At 72.2% G+C, this 18,345-nt stretch carries 17 protein-coding genes; 9 read left to right on the top strand and 8 right to left on the bottom strand.

Translation table 11 applies throughout. The features are described 5' to 3' along the window. Positions 1-53: 53 nt before the first annotated feature. Complete coding sequence (locus POL72_RS13180; RefSeq protein WP_272095535.1) at positions 54-674, bottom strand: AgmX/PglI C-terminal domain-containing protein; 621 nt, start codon at positions 672-674, stop codon at positions 54-56. Positions 675-729: 55 nt separating this feature from the next. Then, a complete protein-coding gene (locus POL72_RS13175) occupies positions 730-3,060 on the bottom strand; it encodes an ArnT family glycosyltransferase (protein WP_272095534.1) in 2,331 nt (776 codons plus the stop codon). A 119-nt stretch (positions 3,061-3,179) separates the two neighbouring features. On the opposite strand from POL72_RS13175, the gene POL72_RS13170 reads away from it, so the two are divergent. Beyond that, positions 3,180-3,941 carry a Uma2 family endonuclease gene (locus tag POL72_RS13170; RefSeq protein ID WP_272095532.1) on the top strand — a complete coding sequence of 254 codons (762 nt, stop codon included), beginning with the start codon at positions 3,180-3,182 and terminating at the stop codon, positions 3,939-3,941. Between the two features lie 13 nt (positions 3,942-3,954). On the opposite strand, the gene POL72_RS13165 is transcribed toward POL72_RS13170, so the two are convergent. Continuing rightward, complete coding sequence (locus tag POL72_RS13165) at positions 3,955-5,568, bottom strand: serine/threonine-protein kinase (protein ID WP_272095531.1); 1,614 nt, start codon at positions 5,566-5,568, stop codon at positions 3,955-3,957. A 290-nt stretch (positions 5,569-5,858) separates the two neighbouring features. On the opposite strand from POL72_RS13165, the gene POL72_RS13160 reads away from it, so the two are divergent. The 7 genes from POL72_RS13160 (at position 5,859) to POL72_RS13130 (ending at position 12,231) form a co-directional block, all read left to right on the top strand. Further along, positions 5,859-7,526 carry a hypothetical protein gene (locus tag POL72_RS13160; RefSeq protein WP_272095529.1) on the top strand — a complete coding sequence of 556 codons (1,668 nt, stop codon included), beginning with the start codon at positions 5,859-5,861 and terminating at the stop codon, positions 7,524-7,526. Between the two features lie 39 nt (positions 7,527-7,565). Next, the gene (locus POL72_RS13155; RefSeq protein WP_272095528.1) at positions 7,566-8,351 is read left to right on the top strand and encodes an HmuY family protein; all 786 of its coding nucleotides are present in this window, start codon (positions 7,566-7,568) and stop codon (positions 8,349-8,351) included. After that, on the top strand, positions 8,348-9,982 hold the full coding sequence (locus POL72_RS13150) for an MXAN_6640 family putative metalloprotease (protein WP_272095527.1): 1,635 nt from the start codon (positions 8,348-8,350) through the stop codon (positions 9,980-9,982). Before POL72_RS13155 ends, POL72_RS13150 begins: the two co-directional genes overlap by 4 nt. A 189-nt stretch (positions 9,983-10,171) precedes the next feature. Then, positions 10,172-10,597: a SpoIIAA family protein gene (locus POL72_RS13145; RefSeq protein ID WP_272095526.1), complete on the top strand. Its 426-nt coding sequence runs from the start codon at positions 10,172-10,174 to the stop codon at positions 10,595-10,597. Between the two features lie 84 nt (positions 10,598-10,681). Then, entirely contained in the window at positions 10,682-11,107 is a 426-nt protein-coding gene (locus POL72_RS13140) for a SpoIIAA family protein (protein WP_272095525.1), read from the top strand. Positions 11,108-11,386: 279 nt separating this feature from the next. Further along, complete coding sequence (locus POL72_RS13135) at positions 11,387-11,809, top strand: SpoIIAA family protein (RefSeq protein ID WP_272095524.1); 423 nt, start codon at positions 11,387-11,389, stop codon at positions 11,807-11,809. Then, a complete protein-coding gene (locus POL72_RS13130; RefSeq protein WP_272095523.1) occupies positions 11,806-12,231 on the top strand; it encodes a SpoIIAA family protein in 426 nt (141 codons plus the stop codon). Before POL72_RS13135 ends, POL72_RS13130 begins: the two co-directional genes overlap by 4 nt. A gap of 2 nt (positions 12,232-12,233) precedes the next feature. Here POL72_RS13130 and POL72_RS13125 read toward each other — a convergent pair whose 3' ends face one another. Then, a complete protein-coding gene (locus POL72_RS13125) occupies positions 12,234-13,826 on the bottom strand; it encodes a S8 family peptidase (protein ID WP_272095522.1) in 1,593 nt (530 codons plus the stop codon). Positions 13,827-14,397: 571 nt separating this feature from the next. Between POL72_RS13125 and POL72_RS13120 the strand changes: the two genes are divergently transcribed. Further along, a complete protein-coding gene (locus POL72_RS13120; RefSeq protein ID WP_272095521.1) occupies positions 14,398-14,541 on the top strand; it encodes a hypothetical protein in 144 nt (47 codons plus the stop codon). Between the two features lie 113 nt (positions 14,542-14,654). Here POL72_RS13120 and POL72_RS13115 read toward each other — a convergent pair whose 3' ends face one another. The 4 genes from POL72_RS13115 to POL72_RS13100 form a co-directional block, all read right to left on the bottom strand. Then, a complete protein-coding gene (locus POL72_RS13115; protein WP_272095519.1) occupies positions 14,655-15,302 on the bottom strand; it encodes a hypothetical protein in 648 nt (215 codons plus the stop codon). Positions 15,303-15,740: 438 nt separating this feature from the next. Then, the gene (locus POL72_RS13110; RefSeq protein ID WP_272095518.1) at positions 15,741-16,220 is read right to left on the bottom strand and encodes a hemerythrin domain-containing protein; all 480 of its coding nucleotides are present in this window, start codon (positions 16,218-16,220) and stop codon (positions 15,741-15,743) included. 322 nt (positions 16,221-16,542) lie between these two features. Next, on the bottom strand, positions 16,543-17,328 hold the full coding sequence (locus tag POL72_RS13105; protein ID WP_276596435.1) for a pirin family protein: 786 nt from the start codon (positions 17,326-17,328) through the stop codon (positions 16,543-16,545). 46 nt (positions 17,329-17,374) lie between these two features. Continuing rightward, positions 17,375-18,334 (bottom strand): GNAT family N-acetyltransferase, encoded by a 960-nt coding sequence (locus POL72_RS13100; RefSeq protein WP_272095517.1) that lies wholly within the window; start codon positions 18,332-18,334, stop codon positions 17,375-17,377. Positions 18,335-18,345: the final 11 nt, after the last annotated feature.

Raw genomic sequence — 18,345 nt, 5'->3', positions numbered from 1 at the left:
CGAGACCTCACGCCCGACCGGAAGTCCCTGTCCTCGCGCGGCCAGGGCTCCCCTCAGGGTTGCACGAGCTCGACGCCGCTGAACTCGATGGGAAAGGTGATGACGGTCGTGACCCCGCCCTGGGGCGCGGGGAACTGCATCTTCTCGAACGTATCGGCCACGCAGCGATCGACCTGCTGATTCTTCGCGGTCGACCTCACCACGTCAGCCTTGTTCACCTTGCCGGTCGGGCCGATGGTCGCCTTGACGGTCACCTTCCCCGTGAACTTCGGCGAGCTCTTGACGCCGATCTTGTAGCACTCGTCGAACAGCTCGCCGTGCTTCTCCACGACGTCGCGGACCTGCGATTCGGAGATGTTGCCCCCCAGCGTGCCGGTCGCGGTGGCCTGGCCGGGCCTCACGTTGCCGTCCGGTCTCGCGGTGGCCGGCGGCGGCGGGGCCGCCTCGACCGGCGTGGCCGCCGCGGGGGCCTGCGCGTCCGGCGGGGGCGCCGCGGGCTTCGGCGCCGGGGGGGCCGAGGTCTCCGGCTCCGGGGACGTCGAGCCGGTCGGCCCTTCCGACGCGGGCTGCGCCGGCGACGCGGGCTGCGCCGGCGACTGGGCGGCTGGCGGTGGTGCGCCGCAGCCCGCGGCGAGCGCGAGGATCAGAACCAACCCTGTTCGGCGAGAGCTCATGCCCGAAGGTAAAACCGGAACGCGGGGCCTTGTCCACGGGGATAGCGGCGCCCGCTCATCGCAGCCGCAGGACCTCGACCTCCGACGCGCCGCCGCGATCCACGAGCTTCGGCGCGCGGCCGCGCTCGCGCGCCGTCAGGGACGCCCAGAACACCTCCGTCCCTGGCCGCTTCCGGATCGGCACCGGATCGGCATAGAGGAAGCCTGCCCTCCAGCGCTGCGGCGAGATCGCCGTCGGCAGTCCGACCTCGCGGACGACCGGGTCCGCCATCGTCGTGGACAGCGGGGCGCGCTCGACGACCCGGGAGCGCACCGCGAGCACCACGTCGCTCGCCGCCGGGCCCCCCGCGCGCACGAAGATCGTGAGGAGCGAACGGGCGCCCTCGTGGAACGTCGTCCCGAGCAGCTCCGTGCCGTCGTCGAACCGCGCCCCGATCGGCGCGAGCGCGGCGCTGATCTCCCCGAAAATCGCCGCCGCGCGCGCGCCGTCGCCTGCGGCCAGCGCCATGTTGTGCGCGATCCGCTTCTGCTCCAGCGTCTCGGGCGGCGCGGCCGGCGGCTCCGCCGGCTGTCCGAAGTGCGTGCGGAGCTCCCACGTGAGGAACGGATCCGGCACGATCTCGCGCTCGGGCTCTGTGCCCGAGACGAGGTACCAGCCGAGGAGCCCCGGCTCTCGCTCGCGGAACGAGAACGCCTCGATGCCGCTCGCCGAGGAGGTGCGCGCCCCGTCGCCCGCGCCGAGCGCCCAGAACGGGCCCACCGCCGTCACGGCGAAGCGCTGCGCGAGGCTCGCCTGATCCCGATCGAGCATGAACCGCGCGTCCACGAGGTAGGCGCCGCGCGGCGGGGCTTCCTTCGGCGGGGGCCGGTTGGGCGCCACGACGCGCCCGCCGAGCGCCCAGACCTGGGCCCAGGTGGCCTTCATGCTCTCGTGCATCGCGACGGGCGCGTCGGTCGGCGTCCCCGGCAGCCTCGGCGCGAGCCATCGCAGGAACGCCGTCTTCGCCCCGTCGGAGTCGATGAGGTGCCCCCGCTCGTTGAAGCGCCCGCCCGTCTCGCGCGCATAGCGCAGCGCCGGGATCCCGTCGCGCAGGATGGCGGCGAGCGGCACGAGCCACAGCGCGAGCGCGGCGAGCGCCGGCCCCCCTGGCGGCGTGGCGAGCGCCGGCCCGCCTGACGGCGCGTCGAGCGCCGGCCCGGCCGGCGGCGTCGCGATCCGGGCGGCTCGCCGCGCGGCGGCGGCGCGCTCCAGGAGCAGCGCGCCTGTGTCGACGAGGGCGGCGGCGGCGAGGGCGAAGTAGGCCGCGAAGTAGTGCGGCCAGAAGATGTGGATGTCGGCGCCTTGCCGGAAGACGACGTACTGCACCGCCGCGGTCGCGAGGTAGAGCAGCGGCAGCGCGTCGTGCTCGCGCCGGAGCAGGGCGAGCCGCGCCGCGCAGACGATCGCGGCGAGCTTTCCGGCGGCGATGGCGATCGGCGTGAACGAGAGCTCGAGCCAGTACCGCCGGCTCTCGAGCACCTTGCTGAGCGGCTCGGCGTTCCCCGAGGAGCGGAGCCCGTAGCTCGTCAGGAGGTCGCCGAGCTTGCCGGCCTGCTGGAAGAGGGCCAGGTAGAGCGCGGCCGTCAGGGCGGCGATCGAGGCGGTGAGCACCCACCACGCGGCGTAGCGCCGCTCGGGGAGCGGGCCGAAGACGCGCCTCGGGAGCAGGTAGGCCCGGATCGCGCCGAACGCGAGCAGCCCGCCCGTGAGCACGAACGCGGGCCAGTCGGCGTGCATCCCGAGCGCGAGCCCGAGCGCGCTCACCGCGAGGTAGCGGCGCCTGGACGTCTGTAAGAGGCGGACGTAGCCGAAGAGCCCGAGCAGCGTCCAGGCCATGACCGGGACCTCGAGCGCGTTGAAGTTCGCGAACGACAGCGTGATCGGCAGGACGACGAACGCCGCCGCCGCGGCGGCCCCTGCGGCGGGGCGGTAGATGCTCCGGCCGAGGGCGTAGAGCAGGGGCGGCGTCGCGGCGCTCAGCAGGACGGCGGGCAGGCGGCAGACGACGTCGTGCCGCCCGAGGACCTTCATGAACGCGGCCGTCGTCCAGAAGATCCCCCACGGGTGGTGGCAGTAGTACATCCCGGGCGCCGGCCGGCTCGCTGTGTACTCCCAGACGGGTCCGGGGATCTTCCAGCGGAGCATGTTCTCCGCGATGATCCCGACGCTCGCCGACGACGCGTAATGTCCGGCGAGGACGGGTCCGAACATCTCCCACGCCGCCGCGAGCGCGAACCACGCCGTGGCGAGCGCGGTGACGGCGAGCGCCGCGCGGGCCTCGCGGCGGGACGCGGCGGGGAGGCCGCGCAGGTCGGTCGGATGGGGGGCGAGGCGCAGGGGCAGCAACGTGGGCGCAGCCTATCGCGTCGGCGGCGTCGCGCGGGCAGGTGCAGCGCCGAGGAGCGGGCCCCGCGCGCCGCAGCGGCGCGGGTCGATGCGCGCGCCCCGGTCGGGTAGGATGGGGCATGTCGACCGAGGCGCACAGGCAGGTCCATCGGCGGGCGCACCGTGACGGCAAGGAGCGTGATCCGACGTTCTATCCGGTGGAGAAGAAGATGGGGGAGGACTCCCTTCAGACGTGGATCGTGGAGCTCCTCCGTCCTCTCATCGAGCGCTGGTACGAGGCGCTCGGTCGGCCGAGGTTCGTGGGGGCGGACCAGTTCATCTATTATCGGCAATTCGATCCTTCCAAGGTCGTGGCCCCGGACGTGTACGTGCTGCCTGGCGTGCCGCCGGGCCGGCGCGTGCGGAGCTGGAGGGTGTGGGAGACGGGCATCGCCCCGAGCTTCGCGCTCGAAGTCGTCTCGTCGGACGAGCCCTACAAGGACGACGTGGACGCGCCCGAGCGCTACCGGGAGCTCGGGGTGAAGGAGCTCGTGATCTTCGATCCCGACTGGGAGCGGGGCCGCGATCGGGTGCGGTGGCAGCGCTACCGGAGGCTGAAGACGCGCGGCTTCGTCCGGGTGGAGACGACGAACGTCGACCGGATCCACGCGCGCGTGCTCGGCTGCTGGCTGCGGGGGATCGGCGCCGGCGAGGAGGCGCGCCTCCGGCTGGCCACGGGGCCCGAGGGCGAGGAGCTCTTCCCGACCGCCGCGGAGGCGGAGCGCGCGGCGAAGGAGGCGGAGCGCGCGGCGAAGGAGGCCGCGCTGGAGCGCGTGGCGGCGCTCGAGGCCCAGATTGCGAGCGCCGCGGGGGCGAGGGGCAAGGGACCCGAGGCGCCGTGAGCTTCGGCCCCTCTCAGGCCGAAACTTCCTGGGTCGGCGCCTCCATCCTCGCCAGCTGCGTGACGTGATCGCGCCAGAACCGCTCCGCGTCCCGCGCGTTCCACGCGGCGTCGTCGGCGAGCTCCCCCACGGCGCTGGCGAGCTCCCGCATCGACTGGAAGCGCGCCGTCGGATCCTTCTCGAGGCAGCGGAGGACGACGGCCTCGAGCTGCGCAGGGAGCGGCTCCTTGCGGCGGGCCGACGGCAGCGTTGGCCGCTGCGAGAGCTGCGCCGCGATCACCTGCGCCAGCGAGCTGCCCTCGAACGGCGGACCGCCCGCGAGCAGCGTATAGAACGTCACGCCGAGCCCGTAGATGTCGCTACGCGCGTCCGCCTGCTCACCGCAGAACAGCTCGGGCGCCATGTACTCGGGAGTCCCGCGGATCACGCCTGTGCTGGTGCCCGAGGTGGGCTCCCCCCTGGGGACAACCCGCGCGATCCCGAAGTCGAGCAGCTTGACGAAGTCGTGATCGTCGCCGACGCGCGTCACGAACAGGTTCTGCGGCTTGATGTCCCGATGGATGACCCCTGCGTCGTGCGCCTCGATGAGCGACTCGCACGCCTGCGCGATGAAGCGCACCGCGCGCTGCGGCGGCATCGGGCCGTACGCGGCGAGCAATGCGCCGAGATCCGCGCCCGGGAGATACTCCATGGCGATGTAATAGATGCCATCGTCGCTCGCGCCGAAGTCGAAGATGCGAATGGTGTGAGGATTGCTCAGCACGCTGGCGGCGTGAGCCTCTCGCTGGAACCGCCTCAGATCGGCGGGCTCCGGTGCTTCTTGCGTGCGGAGCAGCTTGAGCGCCACCTTGCGGCCCAGCGTCTCGTCCCACGCGAGCCAGACCTCGCCCATACCTCCCTGGCCAATCTGCGCCTTCAGCCGGTACCGGCCGAGCTTGCGGGCCTGGTAGACCTGCTGCTGCGCGGACCAGACAAGCTGGCTCGAGAGCGCTCCCACGAGGGCCGAGGCGAGCACGAAGACGTAGTGTCCGGCGACGCCCGCCAGCTCCGACACGTCGAGCAGCGACGCGCGGATCGGCACGGAGAACACGGCGGCGGTGCCCATCACCAGGGGGTACGTGAGCGCGAGGAGCGCCAGAGACCGCAGCGCCGACCACCAGGGGGCCGGCACGATGACGCAGCGGACCAGCATCAGGACCGAGAGCCCATCCATGTAAATGCTGCGGACCCCGCCCAGGTCGAGCGCCATCGCCGAGATGAACAGGGCGGCTCCCAGGAAGAGCAGGTCCCCGGCGCCGGCGATGCGCCGGAGGGAGACGTCTCTCCTGAGCGACATCCGGTAGACGGCGACGATGGCGGCCTGCTCCGCGAGCCGGAGCGCGGCGAAATGCCAGAGGGGCGCGCTGGGATAAACCCACGTCGCCATGTACAGATCCAACAGGAAGAAGCCAGGCCATACCCACAGGCCGATGTACGTCGCGCGCTGGACCGCGCGGCGCTGGCTCTCGCCGTGCGCGGCGCGCTCCGGACGCATGGCGCGGCGTATGGCGTTCCTGTCCAGCACCGCCCTGTGAGCCGCTGACGCCGGCGCGCCGTCGAGAGCCTTCACGGTCGGTGCGGTCCCCATGCCCATCGTCGTCCCCTCTCTCTCGGCGCGCTGGAGGCTCCTCGATTACTCTCCCGGGTGGAGACGGGTGGCAAGACGCCGCGCGGCGCGCAGACTCTGTACCAGGGCGGCTCAGCTCGTCAGGGCTGCGCCGTTCGAGGAGGTTTACCGGGAGGACGGCGTGACATGCGGGGCAGCCCGCGATCGTCGCTTGCCTCCGCGTTCGTCGCCGTTCTCTACGACGAGAACGAGCCGCCGCTCCGGAAGCACGCGCGGTCCGTGGCGATCCCCGGTGGTAGGCTCGCCGCACCTTGGACACCCGGTCTTTCACGACGGCGCCCGCCCTCGCGCGCCGCGCGCTCTCCGGCCTTCTCCGCCGCGGCGCGTGTCGACCGAGCGCCGCGGCGCGTGTCGACCGCGCGCCGCTCAGCGCGGCGCTCGCCCTCGTCGTCGTCGCCGCGTCCGTCTATGTGATCGCCGTCCCGCTCGCGGTCGTCCGCTATCCGCCGATGACCGATCTCCCGTTCCACGCGGCCGAGACGGCGGCGTTCAGGCACTACCTCGACCCGGCGTGGCACTTCCGCGAGCAGTTCACGCTCCAGCCGCTCGCCGTCCCGTACATGTCCATGTACGCGCTCGGCGCCCTGCTGATGCTCGTCCTCCCTCCCGTGGCCGCGGTGAAGGTCGCGGCGGCGGCGATGCTCGCGCTCCTGCCCGCGGGCCTCGCCGTCCTCTTTCACGGCCTGAAGCGGAGCCCGCTCCTCGGCGTCCTCGGCCTGCTCCTCGTCTGGTGCAACCTCACCCACTGGGGCTTCCTCAATCACATGGGCGCGCTCGGCCTCTTCGCGATGGTCGTCGGCCTGACGCTCCTGCTCCTCGATCGCCCCTCGCGCGGCCGGCAGATCGCGCTCGCGCTCGCGCTCGTCGCCCTGTTCTTCACGCACATCTTCCGCTTCCCGTTCGCGCTCGCCGCCGTGGTCGGCACAGCGATCGTCGTCTTCCCGGCGACGCGGCGGCTCCGCCCCATCGCGCTCCCGCTCGCACCCTCGCTGGCCCTCTTCGCGGCGTGGCTCGCGGTCAGGACCGACACGCTGCACGCGGCGCCCATCGCGCCCGCGCTCCACTGGGAGCGGCTCCGCGAGGTCCCATCGCTCCTCTTCACGAGCTTCACCGATCCCGCCGAGGCGGCGGCCGCCGGCCGGGCTGCGCGCTTCGTGCTCGCCGCGCTGCTCGTATGCGCCGCCGGCGCCGCCGCACGGCTCGCCGACGCTGCGCCCTCGCCCGCGACGGACGCGCCGCAGCGGTCTTTCGCGCGCCTCGCCGCCCTCGTTCCGGTCGCCTGCGCGGCCGTGTTCCTGGGCCTGTTCCTGACCCTGCCGCTCCAGATCGGCCTCTGGTGGTACGTCTACCCGCGCGAGATCGTCGCGGCGCTGTTCCTGGCCCTCGGCGCCTTCCCGGACCTGCCGCGATCGCCCTGGCTCAAGGTGCCGGCCGTGCTCGCGCTCTCGGCCGCCGCGCTCTCCCTCGGCGCCGTGGTCCGCGACAACTACCGCCGATTCGACCAGAGCACGCGGGACTTCGACGCCATCATCGCCCGCATCCCGCAGGCGCCGAGGCTGCTCTACCTCGTCTTCGATCACGGCGGTTCGACTCGGACGACGACGCCGTTCATCCATCTCCCCGCCTGGGTGCAGGCCACGCGAGGCGGCTGGCTCAGCTTCCACTTCGCCGTCTGGGACGCCTCGCCCGTCGCCTACAGGCCCCGCGAGGAGCCGGGCGCCGTCGTCCCGCCGCCCACGCCGCTCCGGTGGGAGTGGACGCCTTCGATATTCGACGTCCGCCGCCACGGCGCCTTCTTCGACTGGTTCCTCGTCCGCCGGCGCGCGGGGGCGAACCACCTCTTCGCGAACGACCCGAGCATCGTCGCCGTCGACCACGTCGGAGACTGGTGGCTCTACCAGCGCAGCCGAGCGCCCTAGCGGGCACGCCGGCTCCGACTTTGGGTTACCATGTCGCCAATGGGCTCCTCGACTGCGTCTCCCCTCGTCGCCGCCAGCCTCGCCTTCCTTGCCCTGTGCGCCTGCGGCTCCGACGACCCGATCGGCCCTGGCGGCGAGGGGGGCAGCGGTCCCGCCGGGCCCGTCTGCTCGGAGCCCACGCCGGTGCCCTGCGAGGATGAGGTCTTCCAGCAGATGAACCTCCAGGACACCGTGGCGGCAGGGGAGATCCTCAACGAGCAGGACGGCGCCGGCATCCGCTCCCTCGTCGACGCCACCGCGGGCGGCCCCTTCGCTTCCGATCCCGACGCCTACGTCTATGCCCGGTTCACGGACGCCGGCCTCGAGAAGGTCGAGATCTCCGACGAGGCGTCGCTCCAGTCCATGGACTGGGACATCGCCTTCCGGCGCTACATCGTGCGCATCAACAGCGGCCACTCCGGGCCGTCCTGCGTCACGGCGGCGCGGCTCCCGGGCACCCCGGACTACGATGGGATCACCGAGGCGCCCGGCGAGCTGAGGCTCCGCAGCGACGAGTATTTCACCGAGAGCTGCGAGCTCATCCCCGACGGCTCCGGGCTGGACTCCCCGGCGACGGCGCTCTCCGGCTACTGGACCTACCCCGGGTGCGTGAAGATGACCGGCCTCGTCTACGTGCTCCGGCTCGCCGATGGCCGGAGCCTCAAGCTGACCGTCACGCACTTCTACAATGAGCAGACGCAGGCGCAGTGCCAGGAGACCGGGATGGTCCCCATGGAGAACACCGGCTCCGCCAACTTCCAGGTCCGGTGGGCGCTCCTGCCGTGACGCGGACCGCCGGCGCTGAGCCTGCGTGGCGCAGCAGCCTGGCCCGCGCCGCGGCCCCGTGGCGCCGCCTGGGCCGCGCCGCGGCCGTGCTTGCGGCCTGGCTCGCGCCGTCGCTCGCGGGCTGCGGCGCGGACGACACGGCCGCGGCGCCGCTCGACGGGCCCGCCGCGGCGCCGCTCGACCGGCCCGACTCGCGCGGCACGAGCCTCCAGTTCCGGTTCGATCCGGACGACGGCGTCGAGACCTTCGCGTCGGCGTCGGGGAGCTTCCTCGTCCATTTCGCGCGCGAGGGGCGCTGCGCGGTGCCCGCCGCCGACGACGACGCGACGGGCGTCCCCGACTTCGTCGAGGAGGTCGCCGCCGTCTACGACGAGGTCATCGCCCACTACCGAGACGTCCTCGGCTTCCGGCCGCCGAGGAGCGACGAGGACCTGCCCGACAACGGCGGCGACGGCCGCTTCGACGTCTACCTCGTCGACTTCGCCGGCGTCGGCGACGGCGTGTTCCGCGTCGACGCCTGCGCCGAGGACGCCGGGGACCGCTGCGCGGGCTTCATGACCCAGGAGAACGACTACAGCGGCTACGGCTATCCGTCGACGCTGACGGCGAACCGGATCCTCGGGAGCCACGAGCTCTTCCACGCGGTGCAGGCGGCCTACGACCACGGCCAGGACACGCTGATCACGGAGGGGACCGCGGTCTGGGCGACCGAGTCGTTCGACCCCTCGCTGAAGGACTTCGAGGGCTTCGTCGACGGCTACCTCGCGAACACGGATCGGTCGCTCGACGTGCCCTTCACCGGCCCTGTGGACCCCTTCAGCTACGGGAGCGCGCTCTTCTTCCAGTTCCTCGAGGAGCGCTTCGGGGACGGCACGGTCCGCGCGCTCTGGGAGCGCCTCGAGGACGGCGCGAACGGCGAGGCGGATCCTGTGTGGTTCGAGCAGCTCGACCCCTTGCTCTCGTCGCAGGCGCAGACGACGTTCGCCGAGGCGTTCGTGGAGTTCGCCGCCTGGAACCTGCTCACCGGATCCGCCGCGGATCCCCAGCGCTCCTACGCCGCCGGGTCCGGCTACCGCGGGCTCGCCCCGGAGGAGGTCGCGGCGCCCTACGCGGACGGGCTGCGCGTCTTCCATGCGTCGGCGCAGTACTTCAGCGTCCCCCCCGCGGGGCGCGCGACCATGACGGCCGCGCTCGCGGCGCCCGCGGACGATCCGGCGCAGCTCTCCGGCCTCGCGCTGCTGCTCGCGGCGCGGCGCGGCCGCGTGTACGGCGAGGTGGTGCGCGCCGGCGACGTCGCCTCGGGCGAGGCGCTCGTCGACACGGCGGGCGCCGATGACCTTGCCGTGATCGTGGTGAACGGCCTTCAAGAAGGCGAATCGCGCAAGCCGACGCTGTGCATCGGCACGCCGGACGAGGTCGCCGCGTGCCGGGCCGACGCGGAGGCCACCGGCGGCGGTGGCGGCGGCGCCGGCGGCGAGGCGCCTGCCGAGGGGGCAGCGGGCGTCGACGACGGCGGGTGCGGCTGCCGCGTCGTGGCGCCGGCCGCCGCGCCCGCGAGCTCCGCCGCGGCCTTCGGCTGCGCGCTGGGCGCCTCGCTGCTCGCGCTGGCCGCGCGCCGGCGCAGGCGCTGAGCGGGGGCTTACGCGCCGGGCGACGCGCGGAGTGGCGGTGCGCGGAGTGGCGGCACGGGGAGCGGCGGCGCGCGGAGTGGCGGCGCGCGGAGCGGCGGTCGGTGAGGCGCGTCACCCGGCGAGCGCTCTCTCTCGCCGGCCCCGCGAGCGCTCGTCTTGCGGTGGGCCGAATGCGCTAGCCTGCGGGAGATGAGCGAGCCCCGTTCCGAGGACACGTGCCGTTTCCTCCGCGAGGACGCCGACGGCTTTCTTTGTTTCGCCATCGAGGGCGATATCTCGGAGGAGATCGCGCGCTCTCTCTGCGCCGTGTTCAGGCGCGTGGCGGACAGCGGCCGCGAGGTCTTCGTGCTCTCCGACTCCCGCCGCGTCGGGACCCTGACGGCGGCGGCGCGCAGCGCGCTGGCGGAAGAGCTGCGCGGCGTGCGCTTCAGCGGGGTCGCGGTCTTCGGGGCGAGCTTCTCCCTGCGCGTCGTGACCACGCTCGCCTCGAGGAGCGTGCAATTCTTCACGGGCGAGGTCTATCCGCTGGCGTTCTTCGACACGGAGGACGAGGCGCGCGCGTGGCTGCTCGCCCAGCGAGACGCGCTCCGGGCCACGCAGCGGCAGGGCGCATAACGCTGCCGCCCTCCGAGGCGCGCGCCATCGGCGCAGCGCCGGCGCGCGGGGCGCGCGTCGCGGGGATGGGCTACCATGTCCGACATGAGCGATCCCCGTCCGGCGGGCGCGCGCTTCGAGCTCCGCGAAGAGCCCGATGGCCTCCTGGTCATCGCGACCGACGGCGATGTCCTCGAGGACAACGCGCGCGCGCTCGTGGACGCCTTCCAGCGCCTGACGGACAGCGGCCGCGACGTGCTGGTGCTCGCCGACGCGCGCCGCTGCGGGGCGGTCACGCCGGCGGCGCGCAAGGTGTACCTGGATGGGATGCGCTCGGCGCGCCTCGATGGGATCGCGGTCTTCGGGGCGAGCTTCTCCATCCGCGTCATGGCGACGCTCATCATGAAGAGCATCAACCTTCTCACGAAGCGGTTCCCTCGGCTCGTGTTCTTCGAGACGGAAGCCGAAGCGCGCGCGTGGCTCCTCGCGCAGCGGGGAGCGCACCGGGCCGGGCGGCGAACCCAGGCGTGACGTCACCCCCCGCGGCGCGCCCGCGGGGGCAGGATGTGCGTCTCCTTCGCAGGGGCCATGTCCGATGTTCCACGCGTCGCCGCGGCGCGCCAGCGTCTCCCCGGCGCACGCGCGAGCCGTGACGGACGCGCTCGCGCGGCGCGCGGATGATCCGGCGCATGCGCGGCCCTGAACGGCGACCCACGCGCTCGATCGGCCGCTCCGCCGATCGTCGCGCGGGTGGCGTCCGTGATCGAGCGAACGTCGTACCGCCGCGCAAACGAGCTACCGTGCAACGCCATGAGCGACCCCCGCATCGACGACGCAAGCCAGGCCCTCCGCGAGGACGCCGACGGGATCCTGTGCACCGCCATCGAGGGCGACATCTCGGACGACACGGCGCGCGCGATCTCCGCCGCGTGCAGGCGCCTGTCGGAGGGCGGCCGCGCGGTCCTCGTGCTCTCCGATGCGCGCCGCCTCGGGACCATCTCGGCGTCGGCGCGCAAGGTGATGGCGGAGGAGCTCCGCGGCGTGCGCTTCGACGCGATCGCGCTGTTCGGCGCGAGCTTCGCCGTGCGCGTCGTCTCGACGCTCGCCGCGAAGAGCGTGCAGATCCTGTCGAGGCAATCCTATCCGGTCGAGTTCTTCGAGACCGAAGGCGAGGCGCGCGCATGGCTGCTCGCCCAGCGGGATGCGCTCCGGGACGCGCGGCGGGGCGCATGAGCGATCCCCGACCGGAGGGCGCGCGCCTCGACCTCCGCGAAGAGCCCGATGGCGTCTTGTTCATCACGGTCGTGGGCGATATTTCGGAGCAGATGGCGCGCACGATCACCGCGGCGTGCCAGCGCCTGAGGGACAGCGGCCGCGACGTCCTGGTGCTCTCCGATGCGCGCGGCAACGGGGCGATCTCACCTCCGGCGCGCAAGGCGTTCGCGGAAGGGCTGAGCTCGGCGCGCCTCGATGCGGTCGCGCTCTTCGGAGCGAGCTTCTCCCTCCGCGTCATCGGGACGCTCATCTTCAAGAGCATGAACCTCCTCGCGCAGCGCTCGCACGCCATTGCGTTCTTCAACACGGAAGGCGAGGCGCGCGCGTGGCTGCTCGCGCAGCGGGACGAGCTCCGGACGGGGCGGCAGCCCGGAGCCTGACGTCATCCTCCGCGGCGCGCGCGGGCCGCGCCGCGCCGGCGCGCCGCCGCGGCCAGGCCGAGGAGCGCCGCCGCCGCGAGGCCTCGCCGCTCGCCCGAGCCCGCGCCGGCCGAGGCGCACGCGCAGCCGGCGTGCTGGTCGTCGGCGCCCTCGCCCCCTCCTGCCAGCGGCGGCGGCGCGTCCCCGAGCACCTCCGTGAGCGCCGCGACAGGGTCGATGATCCCGTGCCCGAAGATGGGATCGTGCCCGCTCTCGTCGGGGACCGCGTACGGCGCCAGCCGCGCCGTCCGGATCATGACGTCGTAGAGCTCGCCCGCGGTCCGCTCGGGCGCGGCGCTCACCAGCAGCCCCGCGACGCCGGCGGCGACAGGGCACGCCGACGAGGTGCCGCCGAACCGGTCGGTGTAGTCGCTCGCGTCGTCCCCCTCGCTCCCGGCGATATCGGTGCTCAGCGTCCCCGTGGGCGCGACGAGATCGAGGGATCTCCCGCGGTTCGTGAACGGCGTCGCGTCTTCCAGGTGGTTGACGGCGCCCACGGTAAGGACGCCCCGCACGGCCTGGAGCTCGTCGTCGAGGATCTCCCGGTCGTCGTTGCCGGCGGCGAACAGGACGAGCGCCCCCTTCCCGTTGCGCCCGGCGTCGAAGAGGCGGTTGATCGCGGCTTCGACCACCCTGGGGACGGGCATCGGATCGGCGTACCCCCAGCTGTTCGACACGACGGCGGCGTTCACCTGCAGCGCGAACTCGAAGGCGTCGACCGAGGCGGAGATCGGCCGCGGCTCGTCGTCGAGCAGCCGCACGCACCGCAGCCTGCAGGCGGGGCAGCCGCCCGCGATGCCCACGCCGTTGTCGGTGTCGGCGGCGATCAGGCCCGCGCAGGCCGTCCCGTGGTTCACGCTCTGTCCGCCTGCCTGGTAGGTGGGGTCGTCGTCGCCGTCGATGACGTCCAGCCCTGGATCCATCTTCGCGGCGAGGTCCGGGTGATCGAGGTCGCAGCCGGTGTCGATGACGACGATGGAGGTGGCCGCGTCCCCCTGCGTGCGCCCCCAGGCTTCCTGCATCCGGAGGTCGTCGAAGTACCACTGGTCGGGCAGGCGCGGGTCGTCCGGCGCGAACGGCGCGCCGTGCGCCTTGAGGCGCACGTGGAGGTCCGGGATCGCCTCACGCACGAAGGCCGGCCGCGCCGCACCCTGGAGGCGCTGGGCGAGGTCGAGGCCATCGCCGCCGCCGGTGTCCCTGACGAGCCACAGCCCGATCGAGGGCATCAGCGGCCTCACCACCTCCACGCCAGCGGCGCCGAGCGCGCCCTCGGCGCCAGGCTCGACCTCCACGATCGCTGTCGCGCCGACGCTCGCCTGAACGGTCCGGCCGCCTGGATAGCGGAGCCGCACCGGCGCGAGCGCGCGCGGCGTCGAGGACGCGCCCAGCGCGGCCGGACCGAGCCGCTCGACGTCGACGCGGCGCCCGCCGTCCATGAACCACGCGGCGCTTGCCTGCTCGCGCACGGCCGCGCGCGGGCTGGCGAGGCCGTCGCCCGCCGTGGCGGCGAGGAGGAGCGCCGCCGAGGAGAGCACGACCGAGGGCTTGTGTCGCATCGCTCTCCTGGATCTACCGGACCGCGCGGCGTCCTACCAGGGCCGCCCTGGAGCGGCGCTCGGGCGAGAAAGATGCAGACCGTCAACCGGTGCTCGGGCAAGGAGGATACAGACCGCCAAGACGCCAGAAGACGCCAATAAAGAGGGAGGTTTCCGGGGTCTCTCGGCGTCCTTGCCGACTCGGAAGTTCCTCGCTTCGAGCGCCAGCGACTCTATCCCTGAATCAGGTCCGCAGCGCGCCGACTGCCCTTCGACGCTGACGTGCGCGCCGCATCATCGGTGTCGGGCGAGGTCGTGCGCCGTCGAAGCGGACTGTCCGAAGAACCACGTGTGCGATACGACCGGTGCGTGCGCCCGCACGGCGTGCTCGAGTGACGCCGATTGCGAGGGCTTCTGCGTGCTCGGGAGATGCGAGGAGAAGCCGGGGATATGTTTCCTGTACTGACCCGCTTCGAAGGAGTCCCAGCGGGGCTCCCGCAACGTCGTCCCTGATTCCGAGCCGCGCGACGACCCCCCTCCCGGGGGCATACGCGTTAACCAAGCTCGTTCGGCCACCAACGTGAACGTTTACGTGGTCGTAGTCGTGGTCGTGGTCGTGGTCGTTCACGGCCAACCGTTGACGCCCACGACCACGACCACGACTACGACCACGACCACGACCACGACCACGACCACGACCACGACCACGACTACGACTACGACTACGACTACGTAAACGTTCGGATGTAGGAGAACGCGGCGGGGTGTTTGGTTAACGCCTATACCTCCCCGGGAGCCGGGAGCCCCGGCAAGACCTCCCGCGCAGGACGACCCCTGGGCGGCGCGCTGCTACCCCTTCCCCGGGCCCCGGATCACCATCGACACGAGCTGGTCCCTCATCTTCGAGAGCTCGTCCCGCACCGCTCCGTCGTCGGGGAGCGACGTCAGACGCAGCGTGACGCGCTCCAGGAACTGCTGCCTCGCCCTCTCGAAGCCCGGCACCTGCTGGTCGTGCAGCGCGCAGGTCACCAGCTCGTGATCGAGCAGCCGCCAGAAGAACTTGCCGTCGACGGTCGTGGCGCCGAGCCTCCCCGTGAAGCCGACCACCGCCCGCGCCCCCGCGTCGAGGAGCCTGTCGAACAGCGGCCCGTTCGCTGTCTCGCCACAGCAGAAATAGAGCACGCGACCGCGCGCCCAGAGCTCGATCTCCTGCGCAGGGCTCTCGTGCGAGAGCAGGATGCCGTCGGGCGACTCGTCGTCCACAACGCAGCTCGTCTTGCCGTGGGACGACACCACGATCGCCCGGAATGGATTGCCGGTGCTTTCGGCGCGCGCGATCTGGCGGAGTATCCTCCGCCGCTCCGCGCTGGCACGTCCGAACGGTACGATGGAGAACTGCTCGCCCATACGCCCGTAGAGCTGGGTGCGTCCGGCCGCGAACCACGCGCTGTCCGGGTCGAAGGATGTGTCAATCGAGAGTACAGGTCGAGCCGTCATCCTACCTCCTACCTCCGTCGAAGATCCCCGGTGAGCGTCGGGCATCGCTCGCTCGCGCGCCAGACTGCGCCCGCTGCGCCGAGCAGCTGGCGTACGGCATCAGGCCCTGCCCATCGGCTTCTTCGCACCATGCTCTCTTCCCGCGGCCATTCCGGACCACCGCCACGAGACTCGCAGCAGTCTAGAATAACGACCATAGGGAAATTCCTACTAGAAAAATCGCATTCGCTCCGACGAATTTCTCGGGTTTCGATGACTTGTAGGGTGGCGCCGGCGCCTGCATACGGCTCAGGTTTTTACGTCCGGCTCGAGCACGCGCGTGTTGCGTGAGGGTATCTTTTCTAACAGCCGTCGCGTGGGCTTGCATGGGCGGGCGCCGCGTCCGGGCGCTCACGGCGCCGGGGGCCACCGAGGAGAGGGGGCTGGAGGGGCATGGGTTCAGGGGAGGGGCGCTGCGGCGTCGGTCTGGCCCAGGACGAGCCTGCGGGGCTCCCCCTGCTGCAGCGCGCGCATCCTCGCCTGCATCTGCTGCCCGAGCGCTTCGCGCGCGCCGTCGTCAAGGAGCTTCCTGACCTTGGGGAACAGGTGCTCTTCCTCCTCCTTGTGGTGGTGCTCGAGCTGCTCGGCGAGCACATGGACCTTGGCCCCGAACGTCTCGTCCGCGGCGTCGAGGGCCACGAGATCGGCCAGCACGCGCTTGATGGACAGGTGCTCCTCCAGCGACTCGAGGAGGATATCCTCGGTGCGGCGAGCCCGGACCGCCGGGTAGAAGTCCTGCTCTTCGATCGTGATGTGGGTGGCGAGGAGGTCGGCGGCAGCGGTGAACTGCGCCGCGGTGACGGAAGAGGCCTCCTTCAGCTCGGAGAATCGCTGCTCGAGCTCGCGGTGGTGGCTTACGAGGAGATCGATGGCATCCATGAGACCTCTATGGAGCGGATGCCGCCGACGAGCAAGCGGGAGAGGCGCGCAAAGCCTGCCAGATCGAGACGCACGGATTCAGCTGCCTCCTGGCGTCGGACCCGCAGCGCGGCGGCGACATCGCGCCTCTGCGGGGGTCGAACGAAGGGGGACGATGATCATGGCGGTGGTTCGAGCCGCCGCCCGCAAGGTGCCTGTTTGCCCCAGGGAGCTCCCTTGCAGGCGGCAGGCTTCTCCTGATGCCGTGGAGCATGGGCGCGATCTCGCGCTGTCTCCTCTGTCTCTTGAGCCGCCGCCGAGCGGAGGGAGCGAGAGCCGCCTTTCAGGCGAGGTCGAACAGCAGCACCTCGCCCGCGCCCTTCCCGACGAGGTGGAGCGACTGACCTGCTCCTCCCGCGCCGGCTGCGCCGATGGCCGCCGCATCTCCGGCCTCGAGCAGCGTCCCGTTCAGCTCGACGCTGCCGCGCGCGACGTGGACCCAGGCGTTTCGACCGGCCGGGAGCTCGTAGCGCGCCTCTTCGCCTTGCCCGAAGAGCCCCGCGAACAGGCTCACGTCCTGGTGGACCGTGACCGAGCCCTCGCGCCCGTCCTGCGAGGCGACGAGCCGCAGCTTGCCCTGGCGCTCTTCCTTCGAGAACGCCTTCTGCTCGTAGCTCGGCGTATATCCGCGCCGATCCGGCACGATCCAGATCTGCAGCAGGTGGGTCGGGCCCGCCTGCGAGGTGTTGTGCTCGCTGTGGTACACGCCCGTCCCCGCCGACATGCGCTGGACCTCGCCTGGGCGGATGATCGACCCGTTGCCCATGCTGTCCTTGTGCGCGAGCTCCCCCTCCAGGACATAGGTGACGATCTCCATGTTCTGGTGCGGGTGCATCCCGAACCCCCGCGACGGGGCGACGCGGTCGTCGTTGATGACCCGCAGCGCACGGAAGCCCATGTGCTCCGGATCCTGGTAGTCGGCGAACGAGAACGTGTGGAACGACTGCAGCCACCCGTGGTCGGCATAGCCGCGCTCGCCAGAGCGCCGGATCACCATCGAAGAAGTGTTGTTGGTCATGACCTCAGCATGCGCCTGCCGATCCATCTTGTGAATCGGCATTGTTCTCATGGGAACCATCTACAAGATAGATGGATGCCCCCGGGGCACCTTCGGGTCAGACGACCTCGAGGTTGGTCGTCTCGGCGTCCAGCCATGGCCCGCCCTTCGGGTGGATCACGAACGCGTCGAAGGTCGCGGCCGTCGCGCGCACGCCGGCTGGCCTCAGCTGCTCCTGGGGGACGATCGCCAGGTTCGGCGCGCTCACCACCGGCGCGGTCGCCTCCCCGGCGAACGCCTCCGACGCCGCGCGCATCACCGCCGCGAGCCGATCGGCGGTCGGCTCCGGCAGGAAGAGCGTGTCGACCGTCGCCACCCGGTCGATCCCACGAGCGGTCGCGATCTCCGACAGGAACACCGCGGCGGCGCCGACGGCCCCGCCTGCCTCCTCGACGAGCAGCAGCCGGCGCGGCCGCGGATCACGCAGGCCGTGCTCGAGCTGGGCCGCGTCGGGCGCCGACCACAGCACGCGCTCGTCGCCGCACGCCCCCATCACGGCGAGCGCGTCTTCCAAGGCCCCCGCCGGCGCGGCCACGGCCCGCGGCGGCGCGGCGCCGGCCCGGGGGAGGAAGCCGTGGTTCCGGCACGCGGTGAGCTGCTTCAGCTCGAGGCCCACCGCCGCCACCGCCTTGAAGAGCACGCGCTGCGCGGGCGCGGACCGCGCCTCCACGAACACCGCGATCGGCAGGCCGGTCGCCCGGAGGCCGGCGAGGAGCTCCGTGTACAGCCGGCTCGCAAGCCCCTGTCCCTGGAACTTCGGCCGCACGCTCACGAACGAGAGGACATATCCCTCCGACGTGACGCCCCGGAAGCGGAAGCGGCGCGGGGCGACGCCGATGAAGCCGGCCGGCTCGCCGCCCTCGCGCGCGAGCACCGCCTGCGGCGCCGGTCCGGGGAAGCCGAACTGCCACCTCAGGTAGTCGGCCGTGTAGTGGAGGACCGGCAGCGGCCACGCCTCGCGCAGGACGAAGCTGGCTTCGTCCGCCGCCGCGACCGGATCGACGCGCTCGAGCTGCATGGCAGCGAAGC

Source organism: Sorangium aterium (genome assembly GCF_028368935.1).
GTDB classification, from domain to species: Bacteria; Myxococcota_A; Polyangia; order Polyangiales; family Polyangiaceae; genus Sorangium; species Sorangium atrum.
Note: the sequence above shows the minus strand (reverse complement) of the source record. Positions and strands in the feature narration are given on the sequence as shown.

Bases quoted from the DNA above. Each gene is read 5' to 3' on its own strand.
- POL72_RS13180 (WP_272095535.1), bottom strand. From the start codon at position 674: ATGAGCTCTCGCCGAACAGGGTTGGTTCTGATCCTCGCGCTCGCCGCG.
- POL72_RS13170 (WP_272095532.1), top strand. From the start codon at position 3,180: ATGTCGACCGAGGCGCACAGGCAGGTCCATCGGCGGGCGCACCGTGAC.
- POL72_RS13165 (WP_272095531.1), bottom strand. From the start codon at position 5,568: ATGGGGACCGCACCGACCGTGAAGGCTCTCGACGGCGCGCCGGCGTCA.
- POL72_RS13155 (WP_272095528.1), top strand. From the start codon at position 7,566: ATGGGCTCCTCGACTGCGTCTCCCCTCGTCGCCGCCAGCCTCGCCTTC.
- POL72_RS13145 (WP_272095526.1), top strand. From the start codon at position 10,172: ATGAGCGAGCCCCGTTCCGAGGACACGTGCCGTTTCCTCCGCGAGGAC.
- POL72_RS13140 (WP_272095525.1), top strand. From the start codon at position 10,682: ATGAGCGATCCCCGTCCGGCGGGCGCGCGCTTCGAGCTCCGCGAAGAG.
- POL72_RS13135 (WP_272095524.1), top strand. From the start codon at position 11,387: ATGAGCGACCCCCGCATCGACGACGCAAGCCAGGCCCTCCGCGAGGAC.
- POL72_RS13130 (WP_272095523.1), top strand. From the start codon at position 11,806: ATGAGCGATCCCCGACCGGAGGGCGCGCGCCTCGACCTCCGCGAAGAG.
- POL72_RS13125 (WP_272095522.1), bottom strand. From the start codon at position 13,826: ATGCGACACAAGCCCTCGGTCGTGCTCTCCTCGGCGGCGCTCCTCCTC.
- POL72_RS13115 (WP_272095519.1), bottom strand. From the start codon at position 15,302: ATGACGGCTCGACCTGTACTCTCGATTGACACATCCTTCGACCCGGAC.
- POL72_RS13110 (WP_272095518.1), bottom strand. From the start codon at position 16,220: ATGGATGCCATCGATCTCCTCGTAAGCCACCACCGCGAGCTCGAGCAG.
- POL72_RS13105 (WP_276596435.1), bottom strand. From the start codon at position 17,328: ATGAGAACAATGCCGATTCACAAGATGGATCGGCAGGCGCATGCTGAG.
- POL72_RS13100 (WP_272095517.1), bottom strand. From the start codon at position 18,334: ATGCAGCTCGAGCGCGTCGATCCGGTCGCGGCGGCGGACGAAGCCAGC.